We start from the raw sequence: 21,562 nt of genomic DNA, 5'->3' as shown, positions 1-21,562 counted from the left end.
TAGTATCGATGCGTCGATTCAGATCCCTATAACTTAAGGACCCTTTCCAGTCCTGCATAAAGTCTTTTCCATTTCTGAGCTTTTTAATGCCGTTATTCGCCGGTTTCGGCGCTTTGGTGGGGGATTTTTGTTTACGGAAAAGGTTACTGGCCTATCGCATTGTCGCGAAAGGCCAGGGGGCTTCGGGAGAAGTTTTCGGGAGAAGTAAGATCGCGGGCGAGTGGGCTTATCCCGGAAAGTCCATCTCCGCTTCCGGCCAAAAGTCCGGATGCTCGCCGTGGTATAGGCGCTTGCTTTCCTCCACACGCGCGTGAAAGCCTTCCTCATCGATGGCGGCCCCGCCATCGCGCATGTCCTGCAAAATCCGCGATGCCATGGCATTGAATTCGAGGGTACCCGCGTAGATATAGAAGATGCCGATCGACCTCAGCCTCTCCACCAGATCCGCGGAAACCCTTTCGGATTCAACCCCGTCCCCGTTGATCAAGTAATACTCTTCCGGCTCGGTGCCCATGGAAAGCATGGGTCCCGCTTCCGGCGACCGATCCATTAATTCTTCCAAACTATTAATCATGGGAATCCTCGCTTGCACAAGGGCGCTCGCTAAAGAGGCCCTACTGGGATCTAATGAAATGGTTTTCGCGGGAAGGCGCTAATCCCGTATCGAAACGATATTGAAACATTCGTTTGACCGGAGCCGAACGGCAATGCTCGCGATATCAGCCGATCCAGGGCCGCAGACGGGCGTAGAGATAGGCTCCCATCAGCGCGCCGGCCAGGGTGAAGAGGGCCCAGGCCTCTCCGGCGCCTATTTGCGCATAGATGGGACCTGGGCAAGTGCCGGTGGTGAACCACCCCAGGCCGAACAGGAAACCGCCGAGTACGGTTCCGCGCGTAAGTTGCTTGCCGGGAATTGAAAGCGGTTCGCCCTGGAAGGTGCGGGGATGGTAGCGCTTTATCAGTCGTACCGAAAGGGCGCCCACCAGCACCGCCGATCCGATGATGAGGTACAGATCGGGCTCGCGGAAGTAGAACATGTTCCGGATCTTGTACCAGGAGATGACCTGGGATTTGGTCAGGACCAAACCGAAATAGGCTCCTAAAAGGAAGTACCGCAAGCGGCCCATCAGCGGCCTCCCATGCCGAGCAGCCAATGGATCAGGGCCGCGGTAAGGCCGCCCGCGAAGAAGCTCAAGGTCGCGGCCAGGCTCGCCAGTTGCAAGTTGGATAAGCCCATGATGCTATGCCCCGAAGTACAACCGGAAGCCCAACGGGTGCCGAATCCGATCAGGATCCCGCCGCCCAGCAACCGTAACGCGCCCGCTACCGTATGGATCGAAGGCGGGAGCAACGGGGCCGGATCCGCGGACAGGAACCGCGTCGCGAGAAAGGCCCCGACGGCCAGCCCGGCCACGAATAGGAGGCTCCAAGCTTCCTTGCGCCAATCGTAGGAGCGCAATTCGGCAAGCGGGGATTTGGGAAGCAAGGCGGCGCAGATATGCCGGAAGCTGGAACTGACGCCCAAGTTTCGCCCCCCGAAAAGGAGCAGCAAGGGAACGGTCAGGCCGATAAGCGGCCCGGATACGTACCAGGGCCAAGGCTGAAGCACGCTTTGCCACATAGATTCGTCCCTCGATCCGTAATATAACCCATCCCTATGGGAGCGACGAGCGCCGTACTTGGCGGGGCCTTTCGGGCCCATCAGGCCGTTTCGGTCAAGCGCGCGGGCCGGCCAGCGGTAGCACGACGCGGACCACGGTACCCTGGCCGAGCGCGCTCCGGATCTCCAAGCTTCCCCCATGCCGTTCCACGATGGCCTTGACCAGGGTCAGGCCGATGCCGCTGCCCGGGATCGATTGGGTGCGCGTGGACCGGAAAAAAGGCTCGAAGATGCGCGGCATGTCCTCGGGCGCGATTCCCGATCCCGTGTCGGAAACGCGCACGACCACGGTGCGGCCGCCCGCCTCCACGGACACCCGCGAGGGGCTTCCCTCGGGGGAATACTTGACGGCGTTCTCGATCAAGTTGAGGAAGGCATTGCGGAGGAGATCTTCGTTCCCGAGGATCAAAAGCGCGTTCTCATCGACGGGGATTTCGGAGTATTCGATCTCCACGTTTCGCCCGGGATAACGGCGCCTCGCCTCTTCCAACGCCGCGAGCAAGACTTCGTCGATGCGCACGGGACGCTTTTCCAGGGCCAGGGAATCGGCCTCCGCCTTGGTCAAGAGCAGCAGATTGTTGGTCGTGAAGCGCAGGGCGCGGACCTCATCGAGGGCGACGGCCAGGGTCTGCCGGTATTCCTCCGGGCTCCGCCGCTTCATGAGGGAGACTTCCAATTGCCCTTCCATGGTGGTGAGCGGCGTACGCAACTCATGGGAAGCGTTGGCGATGAATTGCTTCTGGGACCGGAAGGCCCTTTCGAGCCGGTCCAACATGCCGTTGAAGGCCCGGGCGAGTTGGGACAATTCGTCGTTCTGCCGGCCCGCTTCCACGCGCACGTGCAGGTCCGTGGCCGAGATGCCCTGCGCCTGGTTGGTGATACGCGCCAGGGGAGCGATGGCCTCGCTGGCGAACAGCCGGCCGGCCGCGAATACGATAGCGAGCGAGGCTACGTACCCGGTGAAAAGGCTCCAGCGCAGGCGCGCCATGGTCTTGGTCCCATGCTCGTCCACCGCCGAGATGCACACGACGTATTGCTTGTCCTCATCCCAAAAGGGGAAGGCCAACTCGCGCAACGCGTTCCCCATGGAGGCCCGATAGACGCCGAAGTCAACGGCGCGCCGCATGGCCATGGCGTCCAACGGCACCATGCCTTCGCCCCTATGGAATACGCTCCGCAGATCCAGACCGTAGATATCGACGCTCTCCTGGTAGAGCTGATCGAGGACCTTCTTGCGGTACGGCTCCAGCAGCGAATCGCTGAGATTATCGCTTCGCAGAACCACGGTCGCCGTGGCGATGGCGTGGGTCTTGAGTTCGGAATAGAAAAGCTCGCTTTGTTGGTAGGCGGCGAACCCGTAGATGACCGAGGTGAAACAGGCCAGAATGACCGCGACCAGGACGGTGAACAGCACCGCCAAGCGCATCTTGATGGTCATGCCGTCCTTGAATAAGGCTCTCGGATTCAACATGGACGCGCCACGGGGCATAACTTACCTCAATCCGGAACATCGCGGTAATCCGGGCGCCGGATCCCATCCCTCGAATCCGACGAATAGCAAGACTCCGCCCGGAGGTATTGCAGCATTTTGGGTATTTATGACGGCGTTAGATCGCCGGAGCGCAAGTAACCATTGCCCCTGGGTCCAATTGTCGATAGAATACACCCGTCCCGATTCGCCTTGGCTCTTCACCCGCCACGCATCGGTCCAAGGGTTCCAATGGTCTCCTCGCCTTCCGACCGCCGCAGCCAGAAATACGGATTCGAGTCCGTGGACTCGATGACCGTCTTCTTCTCGAAATGGATCCCCCACGACGAGATCGAGAACCTGGTCCAACAAGCTGAGAACCAATTCCGGCCGCGCAAGGATTCCTCCGAGGAGGAAACCCATCTGCAGAAGATCCAGAAGGCCGAGTTCGCTATCGTCCGGCGCCTGGTCCATCGGAACCCCTCGTTGAAGTAAACCGCGTTTTTTTGCGCCTGGCCGCCGGGGTATCCTGTGTCGGCGCGCACCTGCGCCTCATTTACTACCAGCACCTGGCGCCTCTCCGCCTCGCTGTCGGCGCTGCGCGCCTCTCCACCTCGCGGGGCTCGGTAGACCGGCCTCTACAGCCGCGCTCGGTGGGTTCGGGGATGGCCATTCTTCGTTGAAGACTCCGCGATCGATTTGAATTCAAGTAGCGATGGCTGGACTTTGAGGTGGATCGATGGGTTTGGATCGAGGTGGGTTTGGAAGGTTGGGCTTGGAGGATGAGCTAGAGTGAGGGGACGGAGGGATGGGTGTGTAAGGATGGGGATTAGTGGGGACGCTGAACCAGGTGGGGCGGAATGCCGACTATCTCCGTCACCATGCCCAAGAAAAATTCTTCTCCCGCGCGCCTGATCGCTAAGACCCTGATCGCTTCCCTGGCCCTTTCCTTCGGGTCTGGCGGCGCGGGGGCGGCGGAGAATCGGCCTTTCCCGATGGGGTTGGCTTATCCCGGGTGCATCAAGCCGGGTAACGTGGATCAGGCGGCTATGAACAAGGCCGTGCTGGATGCCTGGACCTCGTATAAGTCTAAGTACGTCAAGGCCGCCACGAGCATCCAGGGCGGCTACTACATCGAAATGCGGACTACCAACGCGCCGGACGGGGACAAGTCCTCTTCGGAGGCCAACGGATACGGGATGATTCTGGCCGCGCTCATGGCGGGGCCGAAAGGCGAACCGGACGCGCGAACCTATTTTGATGGTTTCTTCCATCTGTTCGACAAGAACCGCAGCGGCACCAACAACGCGCTCATGTCCTATTCCGTGGGGCCCGGTGAAAATTCCCATCTGAATTCCGCCACCGATGGGGACATGGATATCGCCTATGCCTTGCTTCTGGCCGACTACCAATGGGGTTCGGGCGGAACCGTTAATTATCTCACCGAGGCCAAGCGCATCATCACCGATGGCATCAAGAAAAGCGAAGTGGGACAGTCGAGCCATCGTACGACGCTCGGGGATTGGGACAAGAACGGCTTGAACACGCGTTCTTCGGATTGGATGGCGGGCCATATGACGGCTTTCCAGAAAGCCACGGGCGACGCGTCCTGGGGGGACGCGCGTAAAACCATTTTCACCCTGGTCGGCGCGATCAGCTCCGGCTATTCTTCCAAGACCGGGCTCATGCCGGATTTCGTGGTGGGCGATCCGGCCAAGCCCGCCGCCCCCAACTTCCTGGAAAAGGAAACCGATGGGGACTACTCCTGGAATGCCTGCCGGTTCCCTTTGCGCATGGCGGTGGACTACGCGCATAACGGCTCCGCCGAATCCAAGTCGGCCTTAGCGAAGGTCTCGGGCTGGATCAAAGGCGCCTCTAGCGGGAACCCGGCCGCCATCATGGCGGGCTATAAGCTCGATGGTACCGCCCTCGTCACCTACGGGAATATGGCTTTCACCGCGCCGTTGATCGCATCCGCCATCGCCGACGCATCCAACCAAGAATTCCTGGACAAAGGCTGGGCCTACCTGGCGACCACCAAACAGAACGAGTACTACGGAGACTCCATCGAATTGCTGACCTTGCTTCTTCTGAGCGGGAACTGGTGGGCTCCCGATGCGGCCCTTCCGACCACGCTGGCGCCCGGATCCCGGGCTGCGAGGTTCCCATCCGCGTCCGGATTCGCGCATTCGCGGAACCTGTTGGGGAGGCTATTCGGCGCGAACCGGTAATGCTCCTGCTTCCAGTTCCTAGCGCCTCTCCCTGCCGGCGCTATCGCGCCTTGCATCCGGGTCGGCGCTGCGCGCCTCTCCCTCTCGCGGCGCCCGTTAGTTGGGTCCTCAATTGCGGCGCTCGAGGGGTTCGGGGACGGCCTTACTTCGTCGAAGACCCTGGGGGAGCTTTGATATCGATAGCCTTGGCTGGACGAAGGGGGGGATCGAAATTGTAACTTTGGCCTATGCCTACTCCAGGGGAATTCCAGTATTTCAATAAGCTCGGCGAGGAGGGCATGCAGCATGCCATCCACAAGCCTTGGTCCGACCCTCATTGCGGTCAGTACCTGATGGAGCTCGGGGCCATGCTCGGCCTCATGCCTCCCAAGGGACGACTTTTGGATCTGGGTTGCGGGACCGGCTGGACGAGCGTGCTCTTCGCCCAAAGGGGTTACGACGTGGTTGGCCAGGATCTGGTGCCCGAGGCCATCGAGGCCGGCCTCCGGTTGAAAGAGGAGCATAAGCTCCCCCATCTCGATTTCGTCGTCGCGGATTATGAGAGCCTTGCATTCGAGAACGAGTTCGATATCGCCGTCTTCTTCGATTGCCTGCACCATTCCATCGATGAGGCCAAGGCCCTCAACAGCGCGTACCGCGCCCTGAAACCCGGGGGCATCTGTATTACTTCCGAGCCGGGACTCGGGCATGCGCGCCGATCGAAAGAAGTCATGCGGGAATTCGGCACTACGGAACGGGATATGCATCCGGCCCGCATCATCCGGGCCGGTCGCAAATCGGGATTCCGCTGCGTGGGCGTTTATCCCCATGCTTCGGAACTATATATCTCCCTCTACCGCGCGCACCACGCCGGCAAGGTCTCCCAACTGCTGAAGATCCCCGGCATGCGCAGCCTGGCAGCGCTTTTCTCCATATTGATCTACAGGCATATCGCCGGAATCACCGTTCTTCGGAAATGATGCCGCGCGCGGCCGAATCCCCGCGGAAGCCGGCCCCCTACCTCCGCACCCGGCCCTGAGCGTCCCATTTCCTATCTTTTGCGGGCTACCGCCCTAAAAAGGATAGGCCCATGATCCTCGAACAAATCAACGCCGACGTCATCGCCACCATGAAGGATCGCGAGCCTTCCCGCAAGGAGGAGAACGCGCTGAAGATCCTGACCCTGCGCACCGTGCTCGCGGAGGCCAAGAGCTATAAGGTGAACAACCGCAAGGAGCCCGAGGATACGGATATGGCCGGCATCCTCGCTAAGGCCATCAAGCAATTCAAGGAAACGCTGGACAACGCCATGGGCAAGAACGCCGCGGGCGTGGTGCGCGAGGACATCGCCGCGCAGGAGCGGGCCAAGATCGCCATCGTGGAGAAATACCTTCCCAAGCAGATGGAGAAAGCGGAAATCGAAAGCCTGGTCGCGGCGGCCATCGCCCAAGCGGGAGCGTCTTCGCCCAAGGACATGGGCGCCGTGATGGCCATCGTGCGGCCGCAGACCCAGGGGAAGGCGGACGGGAAGCTGGTGAGCGAGATCGTAAAGGCCAAGCTTTCCGGAGGATAGCCCTATCCGCGGGATAGCCCGGCGGTCGGGCGGTTGACCCCGCCGGATCGCGCCCGATAGCGCATTGTTGTATACTCATGTTCATGCCGGATCTGATTTGCTATTGCCTGCGGGTCGAAAAGCCCGCCATCGTGGCCGCCATCGAAGCGGGATGTTCCACGGTGGACGATCTGAGCGCGCGCCTACGGGTATGCACCGGCTGCGGAGGCTGCCGCCCGGACTTGGAAGACCTGCTCCGTTTCTACGGGGAAGATCGCTTTCCGGGAGGAGCGCCAGCTGCGTCCGCCCTGAATACGATGCCTGCTTCGAAAACGACGCCCGCCATCGATATCCGGCCACCCCTGAAATAGCCCCAAAAGCCGTTTTTCGTCTTCGCGGTGGCTGGGGACGCGCGCCCTTTGGTAGTTTGTTCGCGTCCAATGGATACGGAGGAGAACTCTTTGCCTATCAGAGCATTGTTATCGGTTTGCGTACTGTGCTTATTCCTCATCCCGGCCCGCGCCCAGGAGACCCTGACTTCGGTCCAGCGTGAGTTGGATCGGGTGGACAAGGAAATCGAGCGCGAAAAGGAACTCCATAAATCCGAGCGTAAGCGCGCGACGGATTTCGAGGCCGAGAAGGCCGCCAAGCTGAAAGCCTTGCAGGAACAATTGCGGGCGACGGGCGGCCGCATCGATAGCCTGAAGCGCCAGCAGGAAAGGGCGCGGCAACAGAAGGCGTCATTCAAAGCCCAGTCGACGCAGTACCAGTCCCGCCAGAAGGAATTCCTGAAAGCGTTCGCCAAGCAAACCCGGGATTTGGCCGCCACGGTACGCAAGGATTTCCCCTACGATCGCGAAAAGCGCGCGGCCGATCTCGAGGATCTGGCCGCTGCCTTGGACAACGGCACGGTAGGCGTAGAGGAAGGATTGAACCGCTTCTTCACCCTTTCCCAGGCCAACCTCGACTTCGCTTACGAGACCGAAGTGTACCGGGGAAGTTACCGCTCGGCGGACGGCTCGGATAAGGAAGGCAGCTTCGTGCGCCTGGGGGCGGCCCTGCTGGCCTTCGCCGGCGACGACGGTAAGACCGCGGCCTGGCTGGCCAAGGCCGATACCGGCTACGTTTGGCACGAGGCGGACGTCTCCCCCGAGATCCGCGACAATATCTTCACCGCCATGAAGGTGGCCCAAGGCAAGGTGGCGCCGCAATTGGTGAGCCTCCCCTTCCAAGCGCCTAAGCTGGTGGAGGGCGGAAAATGAAGGCCGCGACCGGTTTGAAATTGTCCCTGGCCGCGCTCATGATCGCAGCGGCGCCCTTGCGCCTTCGGGCGCAGGTGTCGGTGAACGAGAACGCCGACAAGATCGAAGCCTTGAAGGATGAGCTGGAGAAGGCGAGGCAATTGCGCGACAAGGTGATCGCCAAGCGCTGGGAGGACAAGCGCGGTGACATGGACGCGCGCGAAAAGTTCAACCAGTCCTACGACGATCTCAAGAACCAATTGGAGGTGAAGAACCAGGAGGCGGATCGCCTGCATGAGGAGATCCAAAGCCTGCAGAAGGATGCCGAGGAGGCGGAAGCCCAGGCCGAGAACGCGAAGGTGCAATTCCTTTCGTTGGCGTCGCAGCTTTCCGATCGCATCGGCGAGATGTCGAACAACGTGGAGAAGGGCTTCCCGGCCAAGGTCCCCGAACGCATGCAGCGCTTCAACCAGATCCGCAAGGCCGCCGAATCCAAGCGCGAAGCTCCCGCCGAGATCCTATCCGACCTGGCGGGCTTCTACGCTTCCGAAATGGCCCTCTCGCGGGAGATCACCCTGGAGAAGCGGGATTTCACCCGCGCGGACAAGAGCCGCGGGGAAGGCGCCTTGCTCCGCATCGGATTGGTGGCCTCGGCCTACCGGGACGATAAGACCGGAGCGGCGGGACTGCTCTTGAAGGACGGGGGCTCGGGGGCCATCAACCCTTACGATTGGCGCGAGAATCTTCCGGTCGAAGCCAGTTCGGCCTTGGCGAAGAATCTGGAAGCCATGGAAAAAGGCGCCACGGGCGCGGTCGCCATCCCCGTGGACATCCTGCCCAACCAGGTCCAGGGCAAAGCCTATATCCAGAAGGAAGAGAAGAGTTTTTGGAAAAGCCTGATGCATACCGTGAGGACGGGCGGCGTATTCATGTGGCCGTTGCTCATCATTCCTTTGTTCGTGCTGTACATGTTCTTCTCCAAGCTTTTCACCGTGGTCCGCAGCCGCGCAGGCGGCGTCAAGGCGTACGGGAAAGCGGTGGATAGCCTCGCGAACAGCCCCGAAGAGGCGTTGAAGCTGGCCCGCGAGCAGCCTTCCAGCCCCATCCTCAAGGTGATCGGTGCGGTGGCGGCGAATCGCAACAAGGATCGCGAATTGGCTGAGAAGGACGTGAAAGAGGTTCTTCTGCACGAGGTGCCGCGCCTGGAGCGGCATTTGACCACGCTCTCTGTGTTCGCGGCGGCGGCGCCATTGTTGGGCCTGCTGGGAACGGTGTCGGGCCTGATCGCCATGTTCCAGGTCATCACCCAGCACGGCGTGAACGATCCGAAGCTTTTGGCCGGCGGCATCGGCGAGGCGCTCATCGCCACGGAGACGGGCCTGCTGATCGCCATCCCCACCTTGCTGGGGCATAACTTCCTCGCCAACCGCGTGGACCGCATCGTGTCGGACATGGAGTTCTACGCGCTCAAGGCGTTGAACGTGGTATGGCCGAAGGGATGAACGACGCGCTCCGGCAAACCGTATTCGACGTTTGGCGCATCATCGCCCAAGGCGGTTGGATCATGGGCGCCATCTTCCTGGCGGGGCAGGTCGGCTGGTTCCTGATCCTGGAGCGCTGGTGGACCTTCCGCAAGCTGGACGGCAAACCGCTTCGCTTTCTGGGAGGCGCCGGCAAGTCCCAGATCGGCGCGGCGCAAGCCGGAACCGCCGAGGCCGCGCGCGCCAAGGGTCTGTTCGGCCAGGTGGCCCGGTCCATTTCCGATGCGCGCCCTTTCGGGCAAGAAGCCATGGTCCTGCGGGCCAAGGAGGCCTTGCATGGCACGATACCGGAATTGTCCAGGCATCTGGGTACCTTGGCGGTCTTGGCCGGCGCGGCGCCCTTGCTGGGCTTGGCCGGCACGGTGATGGGCATCATGGAAACCTTCCGGGTCATCACCCTCTATGGGGCCGGGAATCCGTCCATGATGGCGGGCGGCATCGCCCAGGCGCTGATGGTGACGGAAGCCGGCCTGGTGGTGGCCTTCCCCATGCTCATCTGCCATGACCATTTGCAAAAGCGCGCCGACGCAATCGAGGACGAATGCGTGGCGGGCGCGACGAAATTGATCCGGATCTGGTCGGCCCATGGGCCTGACCATGGGCTTAGCGAAGGGAGCATAGCGTGAGCGCCATCGGCGGCGACGATTTCGGCTTGCGGCGCAGGCCACGGCGGGTGGCCGAAATCAACCTGATCAACATGATCGATATGCTGTTCTTCCTGCTGGTCTTCTTCGTCTTGACCAGCAGCTTCACCCGCGAGACCGGCATCGACATCAACAAGCCCAAGGCCAGCAGTTCCAAGTCGCTTCCGCGTCAACCCCTCTTGATCGGGGTGACCAAGGAAGGCGCCATCCACGTGAACGAGAGCCCCGTGAGCCTCAAGGCCCTGGGCAGCGTGCTGAAGCATTACATGTCCGAGGATCCGGACCGGGCGGTGGTGATCGTAGCCGATCGCGACGCCTCTATCTCGAAGGCCGTGGACGTGCTGGACGAATGCAACCTGGCCAACGTGAAGAAGGTCTCCATCTCGTCCCTGAAGGAATAGCCCGCGAGCCATGCGCCTGATGCGAGCATTCGAGAAGTCGATCATCCTGGTCGCGGCGGTGGCCGTGAACCTGGGATTGTATTTGCTCGTTCCCTATATCCAGGTGCTGATCCAGAAGCATGCCAACGCGCCCAAGTCGGCCCATCAGGTGGTGACGGAACTTTCCTTCTCGCAGCCGCCTACCGAAAAACTGGTCAAGCACGAGATCAAAGAGATCAAACTGGCGTCTCTCGATCCGCCCCAGCCCAATCCGGCCCGGCCCTCCACCCCCGGCGGCGGCCTCAAGATCGATTTGAGCCCGGCCGGCGGCGAAGGACTGGCCTTGGTATCGGGCGGTAGCCGCACCGGAGCCATCGGCAGCAGCATGGATGCCGGGCAAGGGCCGGGTATGGCGGCCATGACTTATGAGATGGGCCAGACGGATACGGACGCGAAAATCGTCGGAGCCGATCCCTCGCCCGCCTATCCCCCTAGGGCCGCCCGTGAAGGCGTAACGGGCATCGTCGACGTGACTTTCGTGGTGAATGAGTTGGGGCGCGTGGAACAGATCATGGTCGTGAAGGAGGAGCCGAACGGCTACGGGTTCGCCGCCGCCGCCATCGCCCAAGCCAGGTCCCTGCAATTCAAGCCCGCTACCCTTCAGAAGATGGCGGTGCGGCAACGTTTCAAGCGGCGGTATACCTTTGATCAACCTTAAAAAGATGAAGGCCGCGATCCGTTGCGCCACCCTTTGCCTATTCGCGACCCTCGCCGCCGTCGCGCCCGCCCGCGCCCAAGCCGGCGCCGCTCCCGCCGATACTTCCCAGGCGCCCAAGGATCCGCTCGCCCTCGGCAATAAGCTGTACGAGAAGGGCGATTACCTGGCCGCCGCCGAACAATACCGGCTGGTCGCCCTCAAGGGCAAGATCTCCATCAACCGAGCCTTCGCATGGTTCAACCTCGGCAATTGCCACGTGCAGACCAAGGCCTATAACAAGGCCATCGTCGCTTATCGCCGCAGCCTGGAAGAGGCGCCCACCTTCACGCGAGCCTGGCTTACCTTGGGCGACGTATATGCCTTCATGGGCGCGGTGGGCGATGCCTTCCCCTGCTATCGGCGCGCCCTCGAGATCGACGGGCCGAATATGCGGGCCTATCAGATGCTGGGCGAACTCTCCCTGCAGGCCGGGGACGTCCCCGAGGCCCTGCAGAACTTCGATGCCGCCCTGAAGATCGATCCCGATCAGGCCGACATCTACCTGGCCATGGCCGAAGCCAACGCGCGCATCCGCGATTATGAAGCCGCCGAAAAGGTGATGGAAGACGCCCTGCTCATCATCCCCCTGCCCGGCGCCGATCTCTATTTCTACCTGGGCCAGCTTTACGAGCTGGGCGGCAACGATCGCAAGGCCGTGCGCGCTTATGAAGACGGCCTGGTCATCGATCCCAAACGGTCCGAATACTACATGCGCATCGCCGCCCTCCACGAAAAGAAGGGAGACGATTTCCTGGCCCTTTTGGCCTTGGAGAACGCGGTCAAGGCGGGCATCAAGAAGCCCGAGATACGCCTTAAGCGCGGGACCTTGTTCTTCGCCCAGGGCCGCTACGACCGGGCCTTGGAGGAGTTCAAGGCAGCCTACGCTCTCGGCAGCCTGCAGGGCCGAAGCGGAGTCGAGAACGTGGCCGCGGTCTACTTCAATAAAGGCGACCACAAGAAGGCCGATGAAGTCTTGCGCGGCCTCGGTGATTAAGTACCTTTTCGCGTCTTATCGGGCCGCTCCTTAAGCCGGCCTGGGGAGCCAAGGAGAACGGAACCGTGAACGTACGTATCGCGCTGGGTTGGATCGCCGCCCTCCTCGTTTTATCTCCGCCGCGTTCCCATGCCTTGGAAATCCCCGCCGAGATGCGCCAACGCCTTTTGGGCGAAATGGAGGGCAAAACCAAAGAGCCGCTTATGGAAGGCGAAGCCCCCGACAACTCCATCGACCCGGATACCTATATCGTCGGAGGCGGGGACGGGTTCCGCATTTCCATCGTGGGCCTGCCCAGCAAGGAATACTTTCCCGTCGTCGATCCCAACGGCAACTTGTACGACAGCGACCTGGGCTTTATCGCATTGGGCCGGATTCCCTTGTCCAAGGCCCTTAAGATCATCCAGGACCGCGTGCGCGCGAGCCTGAAGCGGAATTACGACGTCTACGTAGCCCTCAAGAAGGCGAAGCGGGTCAACGTGACCGTGACCGGCCTGGTGAACGTGGCCGGCAGCTACCAGCTTCCCGGCACGCATCGCGTGCTGGACGCCATCCGCGCGGCCAACAACGGGAACTTGCCCGTCATCTCCAAATCCGATTATCGCAGGGTGACCGTGCGCAACCGCGATTCGGTAAAGACCTACGATCTGGTGCGCTTCTTCTCGAAGCAGGATCTTTCCCAAAACCCCTACCTCTATCCCGGCGATAACGTGAACCTCGACCCCATCGACGCCAAGGTATACGTCTCGGGCGAGGTGCTGGAACCGGTCGTGGGTTGGGTCGCGGTGGTGCCGGGGGAATCCCTGGCGGACTTGCTCTCGATCCTCAACCTCAAGCAATCCTCGGATTCCAATGCCATCCTGGTGCAAAAGGCGGATTCGCCTTCCCATCGTTCCCTGAAGCGGGTCTCGATAAAGGAGGCCTCCGGTTTCATCCTTCACCCCAACGATCTGATCACGGTCGGTTCCCGCGAGGATTTCCCCCGGCCCGATACCGTGCAAGTGACGGGGGAAGTGAAGCGGCCCGGAACCTATCCGGTCCTCTCGGCGCAATCGTCCCTACGCGACATCATCGCATTGGCCGGGGGATCCACCGAGCAGGCGGATGTCGAGCGCACCGTGATCATCCGTCATCGCCGCAGCGAGAAGCTGCTCCCGCAGAACGAGGAATCGGACCGGCTCATGTCCTACGGCGCGAAGGGTTCCCTGGCCGGAGGCCTGCGCTCGGTTCGCCCGGAAATGACCGCATCCATCAATGATTTGCAGACCTTAGCCGATTACACCCTGGTGCGGTCCGGCGAATTGGACTCCCAGGCCGCCCTGCAGGACGGGGACGAGATCTTCGTACCGCGGCAGGATCCATTCGTATACGTGAGCGGAAACGTAGTAAGCCCCGGGGCCTACCCCTATGTCAAAGGCCAGGAGATGGATGATTACGTGAAAAAGGCGGGCGGGTACACGGATAAGGCGGATACCAAGAACCAGTTCATGCTCGCCAGCTACCATGGCTTATCCCAAATCCGCGATTCGGGTAAGCCTCTCCAAGGCGATATCATCGTGGTCCCGGCCAGCATCGAATACAAGCAGTTCCTCAACGTGGTGCTGCCCATCATCCAATTGGTGCCCGCGGTCTTAAGCATACTGGTAACCCTTGTCGTACTGGGTAAAAAATAGGTTTCCGATCTCCCTCCGATCCATTTCCATCCTCTCTCTCTTGCTGGCCGCCGCGTCCGCGGGGGCCGCGCGTCTGGATGTCGATTGGACCGTGCCCTGGAAGGATCCCGCGGGCCGTTCCATCCAAGGCCTATCCCCCGTCATCGAACCGGTCTGGTGCCGGATCAACATCTGGCTTCCCTGGAAGCGTTGGAACCCCGATGACCCCGCCAGCCTGCCCCGCTTCGAGCCCTTCGTGCGCGAAGCCGCCTTGGTCATGGCCACCGGGGCGCGTCCCGACGGGCCCTACTCCGTGCCCGATCTTTACCGCGATTCCGCGGGCCGCATGCTTCCCTTCGATCCCAAGCATCCCTTCTTTAACGCTCTCAAGATCCTTCGCGCGCGGGGCATCCGCCCGGTCATCGACGTGGGTCCCGTTCCCGCGGCGCTTTCGCCCGGGCGGGTCTCGCGTCCCGGAAATTTCCAATGGAACGTGGCGGGTCCCTCCGATGCTGAAGCCCACTATCGGTACCTGAAAGCCTTGTTCGCCTACGTGCGCGACTCCCTGGGGATTCCCCCGGCGGAAGTCGGGAAATGGGGCTGGCAATTGGGGCGCGAACCCGATAACCGGGACACCTGGGATCCGCGCCACGCGGACCGCCATGCCGATATGGGCAACCTGGAGGAGTATGAAAAGCTTTATGATTGCTCCGCCGCCGCCCTGCGCGATGCCGGCCTAGGAACCTTGCAACCAGGGAACCTGGTGCTCCCTTTCGCCGGCGCGCTCGGTTTCTCATCCGATTCCTGGACCGCGCCTTTACTCGATTTCCTCGCCCATGGCCCCAATCGCTGTCCGGAGCATCTCCAACTGCCCCGCTTCCGGCCCGGCCGGGACACCCTCCTGTTCCAGTTCTCCGCGTATGGAGGGAATACCGGCAGCCAAATCGGCCATGACCCGCGCCAACTGGCCAGGATGATCGATCGCCTACGTTGGATCGCGGAGCGCCGCTTCCCGGACGTTCCCGTGCGCCTGAACGTGGCCGAGGGGAATTACTTCGAGGAGGGGAGCCCTTTACTCAACCGCAGCGACGGAACCGCCCGCGGGGCGGCCTGGAACGCGGGCGTCTGGAAAGAGGCGTTGGACGAGGGCTTGTCGCGGTACCAGCAATGGGGCTTCGTAAGTTCCGACCATATTTCCAGGTTCTCGGAGCACGGCGGATTGGCCTCCGCACCGGCCAACGTGGCGGCCATGTATCTCCGTATGCAAGGGGAAAGGCGCGCTTCCGCCGCATTGAAGCGGGGGTTCTTCGACGGCATGGGCGGATGGCTGGACGCCATCGCGTCCGGATCGGACAGCGTCCGCCACATCCTGGTATTCCGCTTCGACCGGGAAGCGGGCGCGCGCGGGAGCGAGGAGGTGGAGATCTCCGCGAAGGGCTTATCCCCGGGACGCGCCTATGCGGTGCGGCACTTTCGCGTGGATAGGGAACATTCGAGTTACCTGGAGGCCTGGCAGCGCGACATGGCGGCCGCCGGCCTTTCCGTTCCCGCTCCCGACGACGCCTGCATGGAGTTCCAATTCGGCGATGCGCATCGTAGGTTGTGGGAGGCGAAACGCGGGGAGTATGCCAGGCGCGCGCGTCTGGCGGGACCCGCGGAGGATTCCCTTTCCGTGCTCCGTGCCGATGCCGGGGGGACCATTCTCAAGCGCCTGGTCATGGAAGCGAACTCGGTATCCTTGCTGGAAATCCGGTGAAGCAAGTTTGGGTCGTCCCCGGCACGGCGGGAAAGCGGGCGGCTTCTAAGTGATTTTCACCCTGCGGTGGGCGATGAAGAAGACCAGCAGGTTCAAGTAGAGAAACCAAAGCTCCCAAAGCGGAGTATGGTAGCTGAGGGCCACCACGCCGGCCAAGATGCCCCAAATCCCCACGCGGAAAATCGTTGGGGTCAGCATGGTGTTGAAATAGAACTTCCACGCGAGCAGGCCCGCCGCCAGCGGCAGCAGCAATGCGCCTGCGATCCCGAAGTCCTTGTAGAAGTGCCACACGTAGACCACCGTGTTAAGCCCTTTTATCCGCGCGGCCGACTCGTTATAGAGCGTATCGAAGTGAAAGGCATCGTCCAAGGGCCCTTCCAGATGGAGGTTCCATAGCAGCGCGCGGAACAGGCCCAAACCGTATTGCAGGGGATAATGGCGATCCCCATCCACGTATCGCGTGACGGCGAAGTCATAGTTCCAGAAATCGTTGGCCAGGTACGCGTAGATGTTGCTCGCCCAGGCCAAGTGCTTCGGCATTTTGACCTGGATCATTTCATTGAAGGTCTCCATGGACGAGGTATTCACCCGGATGAGGAAGGCCGCGAAAAAGACGATGGCTCCCAGGAACAATCCCACGAGCACATGGCGGAATCGGAGCGGCTTCCTTCCGTAGTGGTACAGGACGACGGAGAAAATCAGGAACCGGAACAGGTCATAACGCGTAACTATCGACATGTACAGTACGAGTACGAAGGCCAGGGAGGCGAGGATCCAGCGACGGCCCGCCCGACTCGGATTCGAAAACCAAAGCAGTACCATGCCGAGCATGAGGCTGATGGGCCCGAGGAAGATCCCGTAATTGGTGATCTGGGTGGCCGAAAAGAACTTGATGCGGGCGTCGTCCGGATCCTTCATGAAGGCGGGCAAGCCCCCTACGATGGCCATGCTCACGCCGAAGCTGATCAGGAAGCCCAGGATGCAAATAGCGTACACGCGACGGAACCAGGGCCAATCCACGGTTTCCGAATCCCGGCGGAGGGCATCGCGGACGGCGGTGAAATCCAGCCGCCAATCCGGGTTTTTGGACTTACCCGCGATCCAAACCCACAATCCTCCCGCGAGGAAAAGGGCAGATGCCCCGTAGAACAACAAGTTGCTTGTGAGCGACCAAGGCGTTTGCAGGCGGCTGAGATTGAGATGGTAGAAGGCGAGAAGCAGGGCGTAGACGCAGATGTAAATCCGCGACGGCGAAAGCAAGTCGAAGCCCGGTCGGAAGGCGGTGACCAGGGTCGCCGCCAACACCGCGAGCATCAGCCAGGTCATTTTGAAAGACGGAAATGGGCCCGCAAGCGCTCGAGCTTCGCGGCCGTCTCGCCCCGCGCCGCCGTCTGGGTCCGGATCCAATGTCCGATCAGGATCCACGTTGCCAGGAAGGAGAAGGCGGCCAAGGTCATGACCGCGCAAAAGACCATCCGTTTCGGGGATGACCGCTTCTCCGGGGTGCGGGCCGGTTCCAGTAGCGTCACCACGGGGGAATTGTTGGCTTCCCGGAATTTGGCCTGCTCATAGAGCTGCAAGACGAAGGCGTAAATGCCTTCCTGGACCTTTACGTCCCGATACAGGTTCGCGTACTTGATGCCCAGCTCCGGCGCCTTCTTGAGGGGAATCACCAGGGATCCGCTGCCATTGGCCATGTAATCGGCCATGCGCCGCTTGAGCACTTCCTTTTTGCGCTTCACCTCGGCCATGCGCGAATTGTTGCCGAAACTGGAAGACAGCATCTCGTTCTCGATGTCGTTGGAAATAACCTCGGCCTCGACCCCGGCCATGGCCTCGATGGAGGCCTTGACCTGCTGGTCCAGATCCACGAAGTTGTTAGCCATCTGGAAATCGGCGAAGGCACGATGGGCGGAGTCCAGGTCGAGCCGGATCAGCTTGAGGCGTTCCTCGAAAAACAGGCGCGAGCCCTTGGCGCTTTGCTGGGAGAGCTGATAGCTGATGGAATCCAACTGTTCGGCGATGTAATTCGCCATCTGCGCCGCCACTTCGGGAGTGGAATCCTCCGCGCTGATCACGATATTGCCGTTGTCATCCTCTTTGGATCGGACCTTGTTCTTGTATTCTTTGAGGACATTCTCGAAATAGTATTTCTTCCGCTTGCGGAACCCGTACCGGGACTCCAGATCGAAACGCGCGATGACCGTCTCGCCCAGGCGCCGGCTGTCCAGGATGCTGAGGAAGCGTCCGTTGTTATCCTGTCCCCCCAGGAAGTCGAGGGATTTCATGAGGCTTCCCATGGGCAAATCCCCCATCAGCGAACCGAAAGGAAGACCCATCTTTTGCTGGGAAGGAAGCACCACCGCGGAGGCGGTATAATAACTGGTCATCGAGAGCACCAGGGCCACCGAAGCCGCCGCCGCCAGCAGGGTTCCGATCCCCAGAAGCCATTTTCGCTCCAGCAAGATGAGGAGCAAATCCAGCAGGCTCACGCTCACCGGACCGGTTGGCGGGGTTTGCCGCCCATAGGCGGTCCGGGAATACTCGTTTTCGACGCGTTCAATCATAGGGCGGGCCCGCGGAAAAATTCGGAGGCAGACACGCGAAGAAGGTACTTAATTGCCTCGGAAAATCCATGGCGGGCCTCCCTCCGAACCCGGCAGCCTGCCGGCAGTTGCGGAATTGTTTAGATCTTGGGGCCCCCGTGAGTTCCCGCCCCCCCGCATCCGCCAAGAGGAATTTCGCCTTCACCGCGGCCTTCACCGCCGTGAACATTCTCTCCCCTCTGATCACCTTCGCCTACGTTTCCCGGATCCTGGGGCCGACCCTGACCGGGCGCATCAACATGGCCACCGCCCTTGCTTCCTATTTCGCCCTGATGGCCGCCTCCGCCCTACCCATATATGGGGCGCGGGAGATCGCGAGGGTCCGGAATGATCCGGAACGCTTGCGTCGCGTTTTTTCCGAACTGATCGCACTCAATCTGGCTTTCACGGGCATCGCCATCGTCCTATACGGGTCCTGCCTGCTGCTTCCGGGCCGCATCCGTTCCGAATGGCCGCTTTACGCCGCGGCGGGGCTCCTGGTCCTCGCCAATTGCGTGTCCATGGATTGGTTTTTCCAGGGGTTGGAGGAATTCCCTTCCGTCCTGGCGAGGAACCTGTCCACCAAGATCGTAGCCTTCCTGCTCATCGTCTTACTGGTCCGCCGCGGCCAGGATTACATCTACGTGGTCGTCATCGGCGCCGCGGCGGCTGCGGCATACAATTTATGGGGACTGGGCTCGGCGCTACGCAAGGTCTCCCTACGCTTCCGTGACATCCACCCTTTGAGCCATCTTCGGCCTTTGGCGCTGCTGGGGGTGGTCTGGCTTCTGACGAACGCCTATGTGTACTTGGACGGCGTCCTCTTGGGATTCCTGGCCGGGGAACATGCCTTAGGGCTTTATTCGGCCGCCATCCGCGTGACCCGCACGTCTTACATCGTGGTCTTCGCCCTGACCATGGCGATCCTCCCCCGCATCACCGCCTTTCTCGAATCGGGACGCCGCGAGGACTACGCCGCCCTGGGCCAAAAATCAATCCGCACGGTTTTCTTCATTTGCTTCCCCATCTATGGCATCCTGACCGCGCTGGCACCGCGCATCGTGGGCGTCCTGGCGGGTCCGGAATTCCTGGCGGCGGGGGCCACCCTGCGGTATACCCTGCCTCTGTTGCCCTTGGCGGGATTCACCAACTGGCTCGGCCTCCAGATCCTTTTCCCGCGCGGGGATGAACGGGCCCTATTGTTCTCATCCGCAACGGGCGCAGCCGTCAATCTAGCGCTCAACCTGATCTTGATTCCCCGATTCGCCGAGAACGGGGCCGCTTGGTCGGCGGTGGCCACGGAGGCATGCGCCGGCCTGGTACTGCTCGCGTTCGCGCGCAAGCGCCCCTCGGAATTCCGCTATTGGGACGCGCATGCCACGCTCTACCTCGCCCTAGGGGTTCTGGCGGGCGGCGTCGCATGGGCGGTTTCTTACCGCGTGGGCCGTGACGTGGCCGCGGCCTTCGCCGGCGGGCTGGCGGGAACGGCATTCTACTTGGGGGCGCTGTGGCTGGGGAAAGATCCGCTGGCGCGCGAAATGACCGGGATGGCAGGCCGGCGATGGAAGGCCGCCCTAGGGTCAACCGTTCCCCCGCCTGGAGGGGTGTAACCTTGGTGATACCCCCGTGGCCGCGGAGCCCTTACGACCGCCTGAGCATGAAGCAGGCCTGATCTCCCTCTAAACGCGCGTTGAGGGCCGCGGCGCGCTCCTCGTAGCGTAATATCTCATCGGAGCTGAAGGGTGATTTCGCAGGATCAACCGCATACGACTCGGGCGAGAACAGCGGGATGCCCTTCCGGTATTGCTCGCTGCCCCAGAATTGGAAACCGGTGGAATCGTAAGCCGCGTGTTCGATAAGAAGGCCCGCGCGCCCGGCGGCGATTTCCAGGCTCTTGCGCGTATGCAGATAGAGATGGCGGGGGGCATCGAGTTGGACCCAATCCTCCCGGTAGGTACGATAGGCCTCCGAAGAAGCGAGGGGAATACGGAGGAGGATCGAACCTCCGGGCGCGAGCAGGACGGATGCCGCTGCCAGTGTGCCATGCGGATCGGGCATATGCTCGAAGGCATGGTGCATCATCACCATATCGAATCGGCCGCCCATTTCATCCAAACGCTTCCGCCATACCCGTACCCCGTCAGGGTAGGCGAGGTCGGACGCCACGAAGGGATCGACGCCGGTAAGACGGGTGAATCCCCAGGAAGCCAACTGCCTCAAGAGATGCCCTTGACCGCATCCCGCCTCCAGTATGGATGAGCCTTGGGAGATCCCCGCGGGCTTGAACCACTGCTCTGCCCAGGCGGGAACTTGCACGAAGGGCATGGCCAGCCTTCCCAAAAGACCCCGGCCCTCCAGGGCCCTCCGGGTCCGGGCGGACTTGAGATATCGTTTCCAGGCGGGTTGCGGTTCGGTCGGACCGGTGGAAGAGTAGGAGTAGTATCGCTCGGGATAATGCCGCGCCATGTTTTCCGGGATTTCCGCGATCTGGAGGCATCCGCAGGCGGCGCATTCGAAATACGCGAAGGCTTCCCGGGTGCCGAACATCATTTCCCGTGTAGTAACATCAATGTTACCCTGGGAGTTTCCACAGATGCGGCAGAGATGCATACGGCGTTGCCTTACCTTTCCCGTTTCCGGGCACAAAATAGCAACATCGGCGCACCGTTACACCGGATTGGGCCGGTTAGCATTACCAAAGCGCAGCCCCTTGGATGGTGATGCTTCCAGATCCATAATCCGTCTGAAGTATCCACTTAAGAGTCAGAGTTTGATTATTTGAGCCAGAGGCAAAGTGAATCGTGTAGACAGCATTCGACCGACCCGTTGAATTGTTGATAGCCGTATTTGAGACCATGGGTAGGCTCCCGTCGCTAAGCGAAGCCTCCAAACGACCCCGCGCCTTATTTACACCGACGTGCAATTGAATTGTCTTCATCGAGGTCCCGGCGGGTACCTGGAGCTGCAAACTGCTATTTAAATTCGGTAGGTAGATCCCTGTAAATGTATTGGTCACGGATGCCGTGGGTGTGCCTCCCGTCCATGAAAATGAAGTAGTATTATTCGTATACCGGGTGATTGTTCCCGAACCGAACTTAAGGATATTCGATATCTGGTGCGAG

The 21,562-nt window shown here is 61.2% G+C and carries 22 protein-coding genes (1 of these 22 cut by a window edge); 14 read left to right on the top strand and 8 right to left on the bottom strand.

Going from position 1 to position 21,562, the window contains the following annotated elements:
• Positions 1-226: 226 nt before the first annotated feature.
• From JF616_21540 to JF616_21525, 4 genes are all read right to left on the bottom strand, one after another.
• Positions 227-550, bottom strand: coding sequence for a hypothetical protein (locus tag JF616_21540; protein MBW8890346.1), 324 nt, complete (start codon positions 548-550; stop codon positions 227-229).
• Between the two features lie 169 nt (positions 551-719).
• Positions 720-1,127, bottom strand: coding sequence for a YeeE/YedE family protein (locus JF616_21535; protein ID MBW8890345.1), 408 nt, complete (start codon positions 1,125-1,127; stop codon positions 720-722).
• A complete protein-coding gene (locus JF616_21530; GenBank protein ID MBW8890344.1) occupies positions 1,127-1,621 on the bottom strand; it encodes a YeeE/YedE family protein in 495 nt (164 codons plus the stop codon). The genes JF616_21535 and JF616_21530 overlap by 1 nt, the downstream gene beginning before the upstream one ends.
• Positions 1,622-1,715: 94 nt before the next feature.
• Complete coding sequence (locus JF616_21525; GenBank protein ID MBW8890343.1) at positions 1,716-3,131, bottom strand: HAMP domain-containing histidine kinase; 1,416 nt, start codon at positions 3,129-3,131, stop codon at positions 1,716-1,718.
• Positions 3,132-3,380: 249 nt separating this feature from the next.
• Here JF616_21525 and JF616_21520 point away from each other — a divergent pair, with 249 nt between their 5' ends.
• The 13 genes from JF616_21520 to JF616_21460 all read left to right on the top strand — a co-directional run bounded on the left by JF616_21520 (position 3,381) and on the right by JF616_21460 (position 15,855).
• On the top strand, positions 3,381-3,623 hold the full coding sequence (locus JF616_21520; protein MBW8890342.1) for a hypothetical protein: 243 nt from the start codon (positions 3,381-3,383) through the stop codon (positions 3,621-3,623).
• 365 nt (positions 3,624-3,988) lie between these two features.
• Complete coding sequence (locus JF616_21515; protein ID MBW8890341.1) at positions 3,989-5,359, top strand: hypothetical protein; 1,371 nt, start codon at positions 3,989-3,991, stop codon at positions 5,357-5,359.
• 227 nt (positions 5,360-5,586) lie between these two features.
• Complete coding sequence (locus JF616_21510; GenBank protein ID MBW8890340.1) at positions 5,587-6,318, top strand: class I SAM-dependent methyltransferase; 732 nt, start codon at positions 5,587-5,589, stop codon at positions 6,316-6,318.
• Between the two features lie 110 nt (positions 6,319-6,428).
• On the top strand, positions 6,429-6,911 hold the full coding sequence (locus JF616_21505) for a GatB/YqeY domain-containing protein (protein ID MBW8890339.1): 483 nt from the start codon (positions 6,429-6,431) through the stop codon (positions 6,909-6,911).
• A gap of 77 nt (positions 6,912-6,988) precedes the next feature.
• Complete coding sequence (locus JF616_21500; GenBank protein ID MBW8890338.1) at positions 6,989-7,261, top strand: (2Fe-2S)-binding protein; 273 nt, start codon at positions 6,989-6,991, stop codon at positions 7,259-7,261.
• 90 nt (positions 7,262-7,351) lie between these two features.
• The gene (locus tag JF616_21495; protein MBW8890337.1) at positions 7,352-8,152 is read left to right on the top strand and encodes a DUF3450 family protein; all 801 of its coding nucleotides are present in this window, start codon (positions 7,352-7,354) and stop codon (positions 8,150-8,152) included.
• Positions 8,149-9,633: a DUF3450 family protein gene (locus tag JF616_21490; protein ID MBW8890336.1), complete on the top strand. Its 1,485-nt coding sequence runs from the start codon at positions 8,149-8,151 to the stop codon at positions 9,631-9,633. Before JF616_21495 ends, JF616_21490 begins: the two co-directional genes overlap by 4 nt.
• Positions 9,630-10,298, top strand: a complete 669-nt coding sequence (locus tag JF616_21485; GenBank protein ID MBW8890335.1) for a MotA/TolQ/ExbB proton channel family protein — start codon at positions 9,630-9,632, stop codon at positions 10,296-10,298. Before JF616_21490 ends, JF616_21485 begins: the two co-directional genes overlap by 4 nt.
• Before the next feature lie 71 nt (positions 10,299-10,369).
• Positions 10,370-10,717 (top strand): biopolymer transporter ExbD, encoded by a 348-nt coding sequence (locus tag JF616_21480; GenBank protein MBW8890334.1) that lies wholly within the window; start codon positions 10,370-10,372, stop codon positions 10,715-10,717.
• Between the two features lie 10 nt (positions 10,718-10,727).
• Positions 10,728-11,414: a TonB family protein gene (locus JF616_21475; GenBank protein ID MBW8890333.1), complete on the top strand. Its 687-nt coding sequence runs from the start codon at positions 10,728-10,730 to the stop codon at positions 11,412-11,414.
• On the top strand, positions 11,401-12,447 hold the full coding sequence (locus JF616_21470; GenBank protein ID MBW8890332.1) for a tetratricopeptide repeat protein: 1,047 nt from the start codon (positions 11,401-11,403) through the stop codon (positions 12,445-12,447). Before JF616_21475 ends, JF616_21470 begins: the two co-directional genes overlap by 14 nt.
• Before the next feature lie 65 nt (positions 12,448-12,512).
• Positions 12,513-14,120, top strand: a complete 1,608-nt coding sequence (locus tag JF616_21465; protein MBW8890331.1) for an SLBB domain-containing protein — start codon at positions 12,513-12,515, stop codon at positions 14,118-14,120.
• A gap of 40 nt (positions 14,121-14,160) precedes the next feature.
• Positions 14,161-15,855 carry a hypothetical protein gene (locus JF616_21460; protein MBW8890330.1) on the top strand — a complete coding sequence of 565 codons (1,695 nt, stop codon included), beginning with the start codon at positions 14,161-14,163 and terminating at the stop codon, positions 15,853-15,855.
• Between the two features lie 45 nt (positions 15,856-15,900).
• Here JF616_21460 and JF616_21455 read toward each other — a convergent pair whose 3' ends face one another.
• Together JF616_21455 and JF616_21450 are read right to left on the bottom strand one after the other, a co-directional pair.
• Positions 15,901-17,181 (bottom strand): oligosaccharide repeat unit polymerase, encoded by a 1,281-nt coding sequence (locus JF616_21455; GenBank protein ID MBW8890329.1) that lies wholly within the window; start codon positions 17,179-17,181, stop codon positions 15,901-15,903.
• A complete protein-coding gene (locus JF616_21450; GenBank protein MBW8890328.1) occupies positions 17,178-18,422 on the bottom strand; it encodes a hypothetical protein in 1,245 nt (414 codons plus the stop codon). The genes JF616_21455 and JF616_21450 overlap by 4 nt, the downstream gene beginning before the upstream one ends.
• A gap of 137 nt (positions 18,423-18,559) precedes the next feature.
• Here JF616_21450 and JF616_21445 point away from each other — a divergent pair, with 137 nt between their 5' ends.
• Positions 18,560-20,050, top strand: coding sequence for a flippase (locus tag JF616_21445; GenBank protein ID MBW8890327.1), 1,491 nt, complete (start codon positions 18,560-18,562; stop codon positions 20,048-20,050).
• 31 nt (positions 20,051-20,081) lie between these two features.
• Here JF616_21445 and JF616_21440 read toward each other — a convergent pair whose 3' ends face one another.
• Both JF616_21440 and JF616_21435 read right to left on the bottom strand, forming a co-directional pair.
• A complete protein-coding gene (locus tag JF616_21440) occupies positions 20,082-20,990 on the bottom strand; it encodes a class I SAM-dependent methyltransferase (GenBank protein MBW8890326.1) in 909 nt (302 codons plus the stop codon).
• Positions 20,991-21,132: 142 nt separating this feature from the next.
• The coding region annotated (locus tag JF616_21435; protein ID MBW8890325.1) for a hypothetical protein crosses the window boundary (this coding region is incomplete at its 5' end): on the bottom strand, positions 21,133-21,562 show 430 of its 1,078 nt. 648 nt of the annotated region lie beyond the right edge of the window.

Source organism: Fibrobacterota bacterium, assembly GCA_019509785.1.
Classification (GTDB): Bacteria; Fibrobacterota; Fibrobacteria; order UBA11236; family UBA11236; genus Chersky-265.
This window is presented reverse-complemented; position numbering and strand designations above follow the sequence as displayed.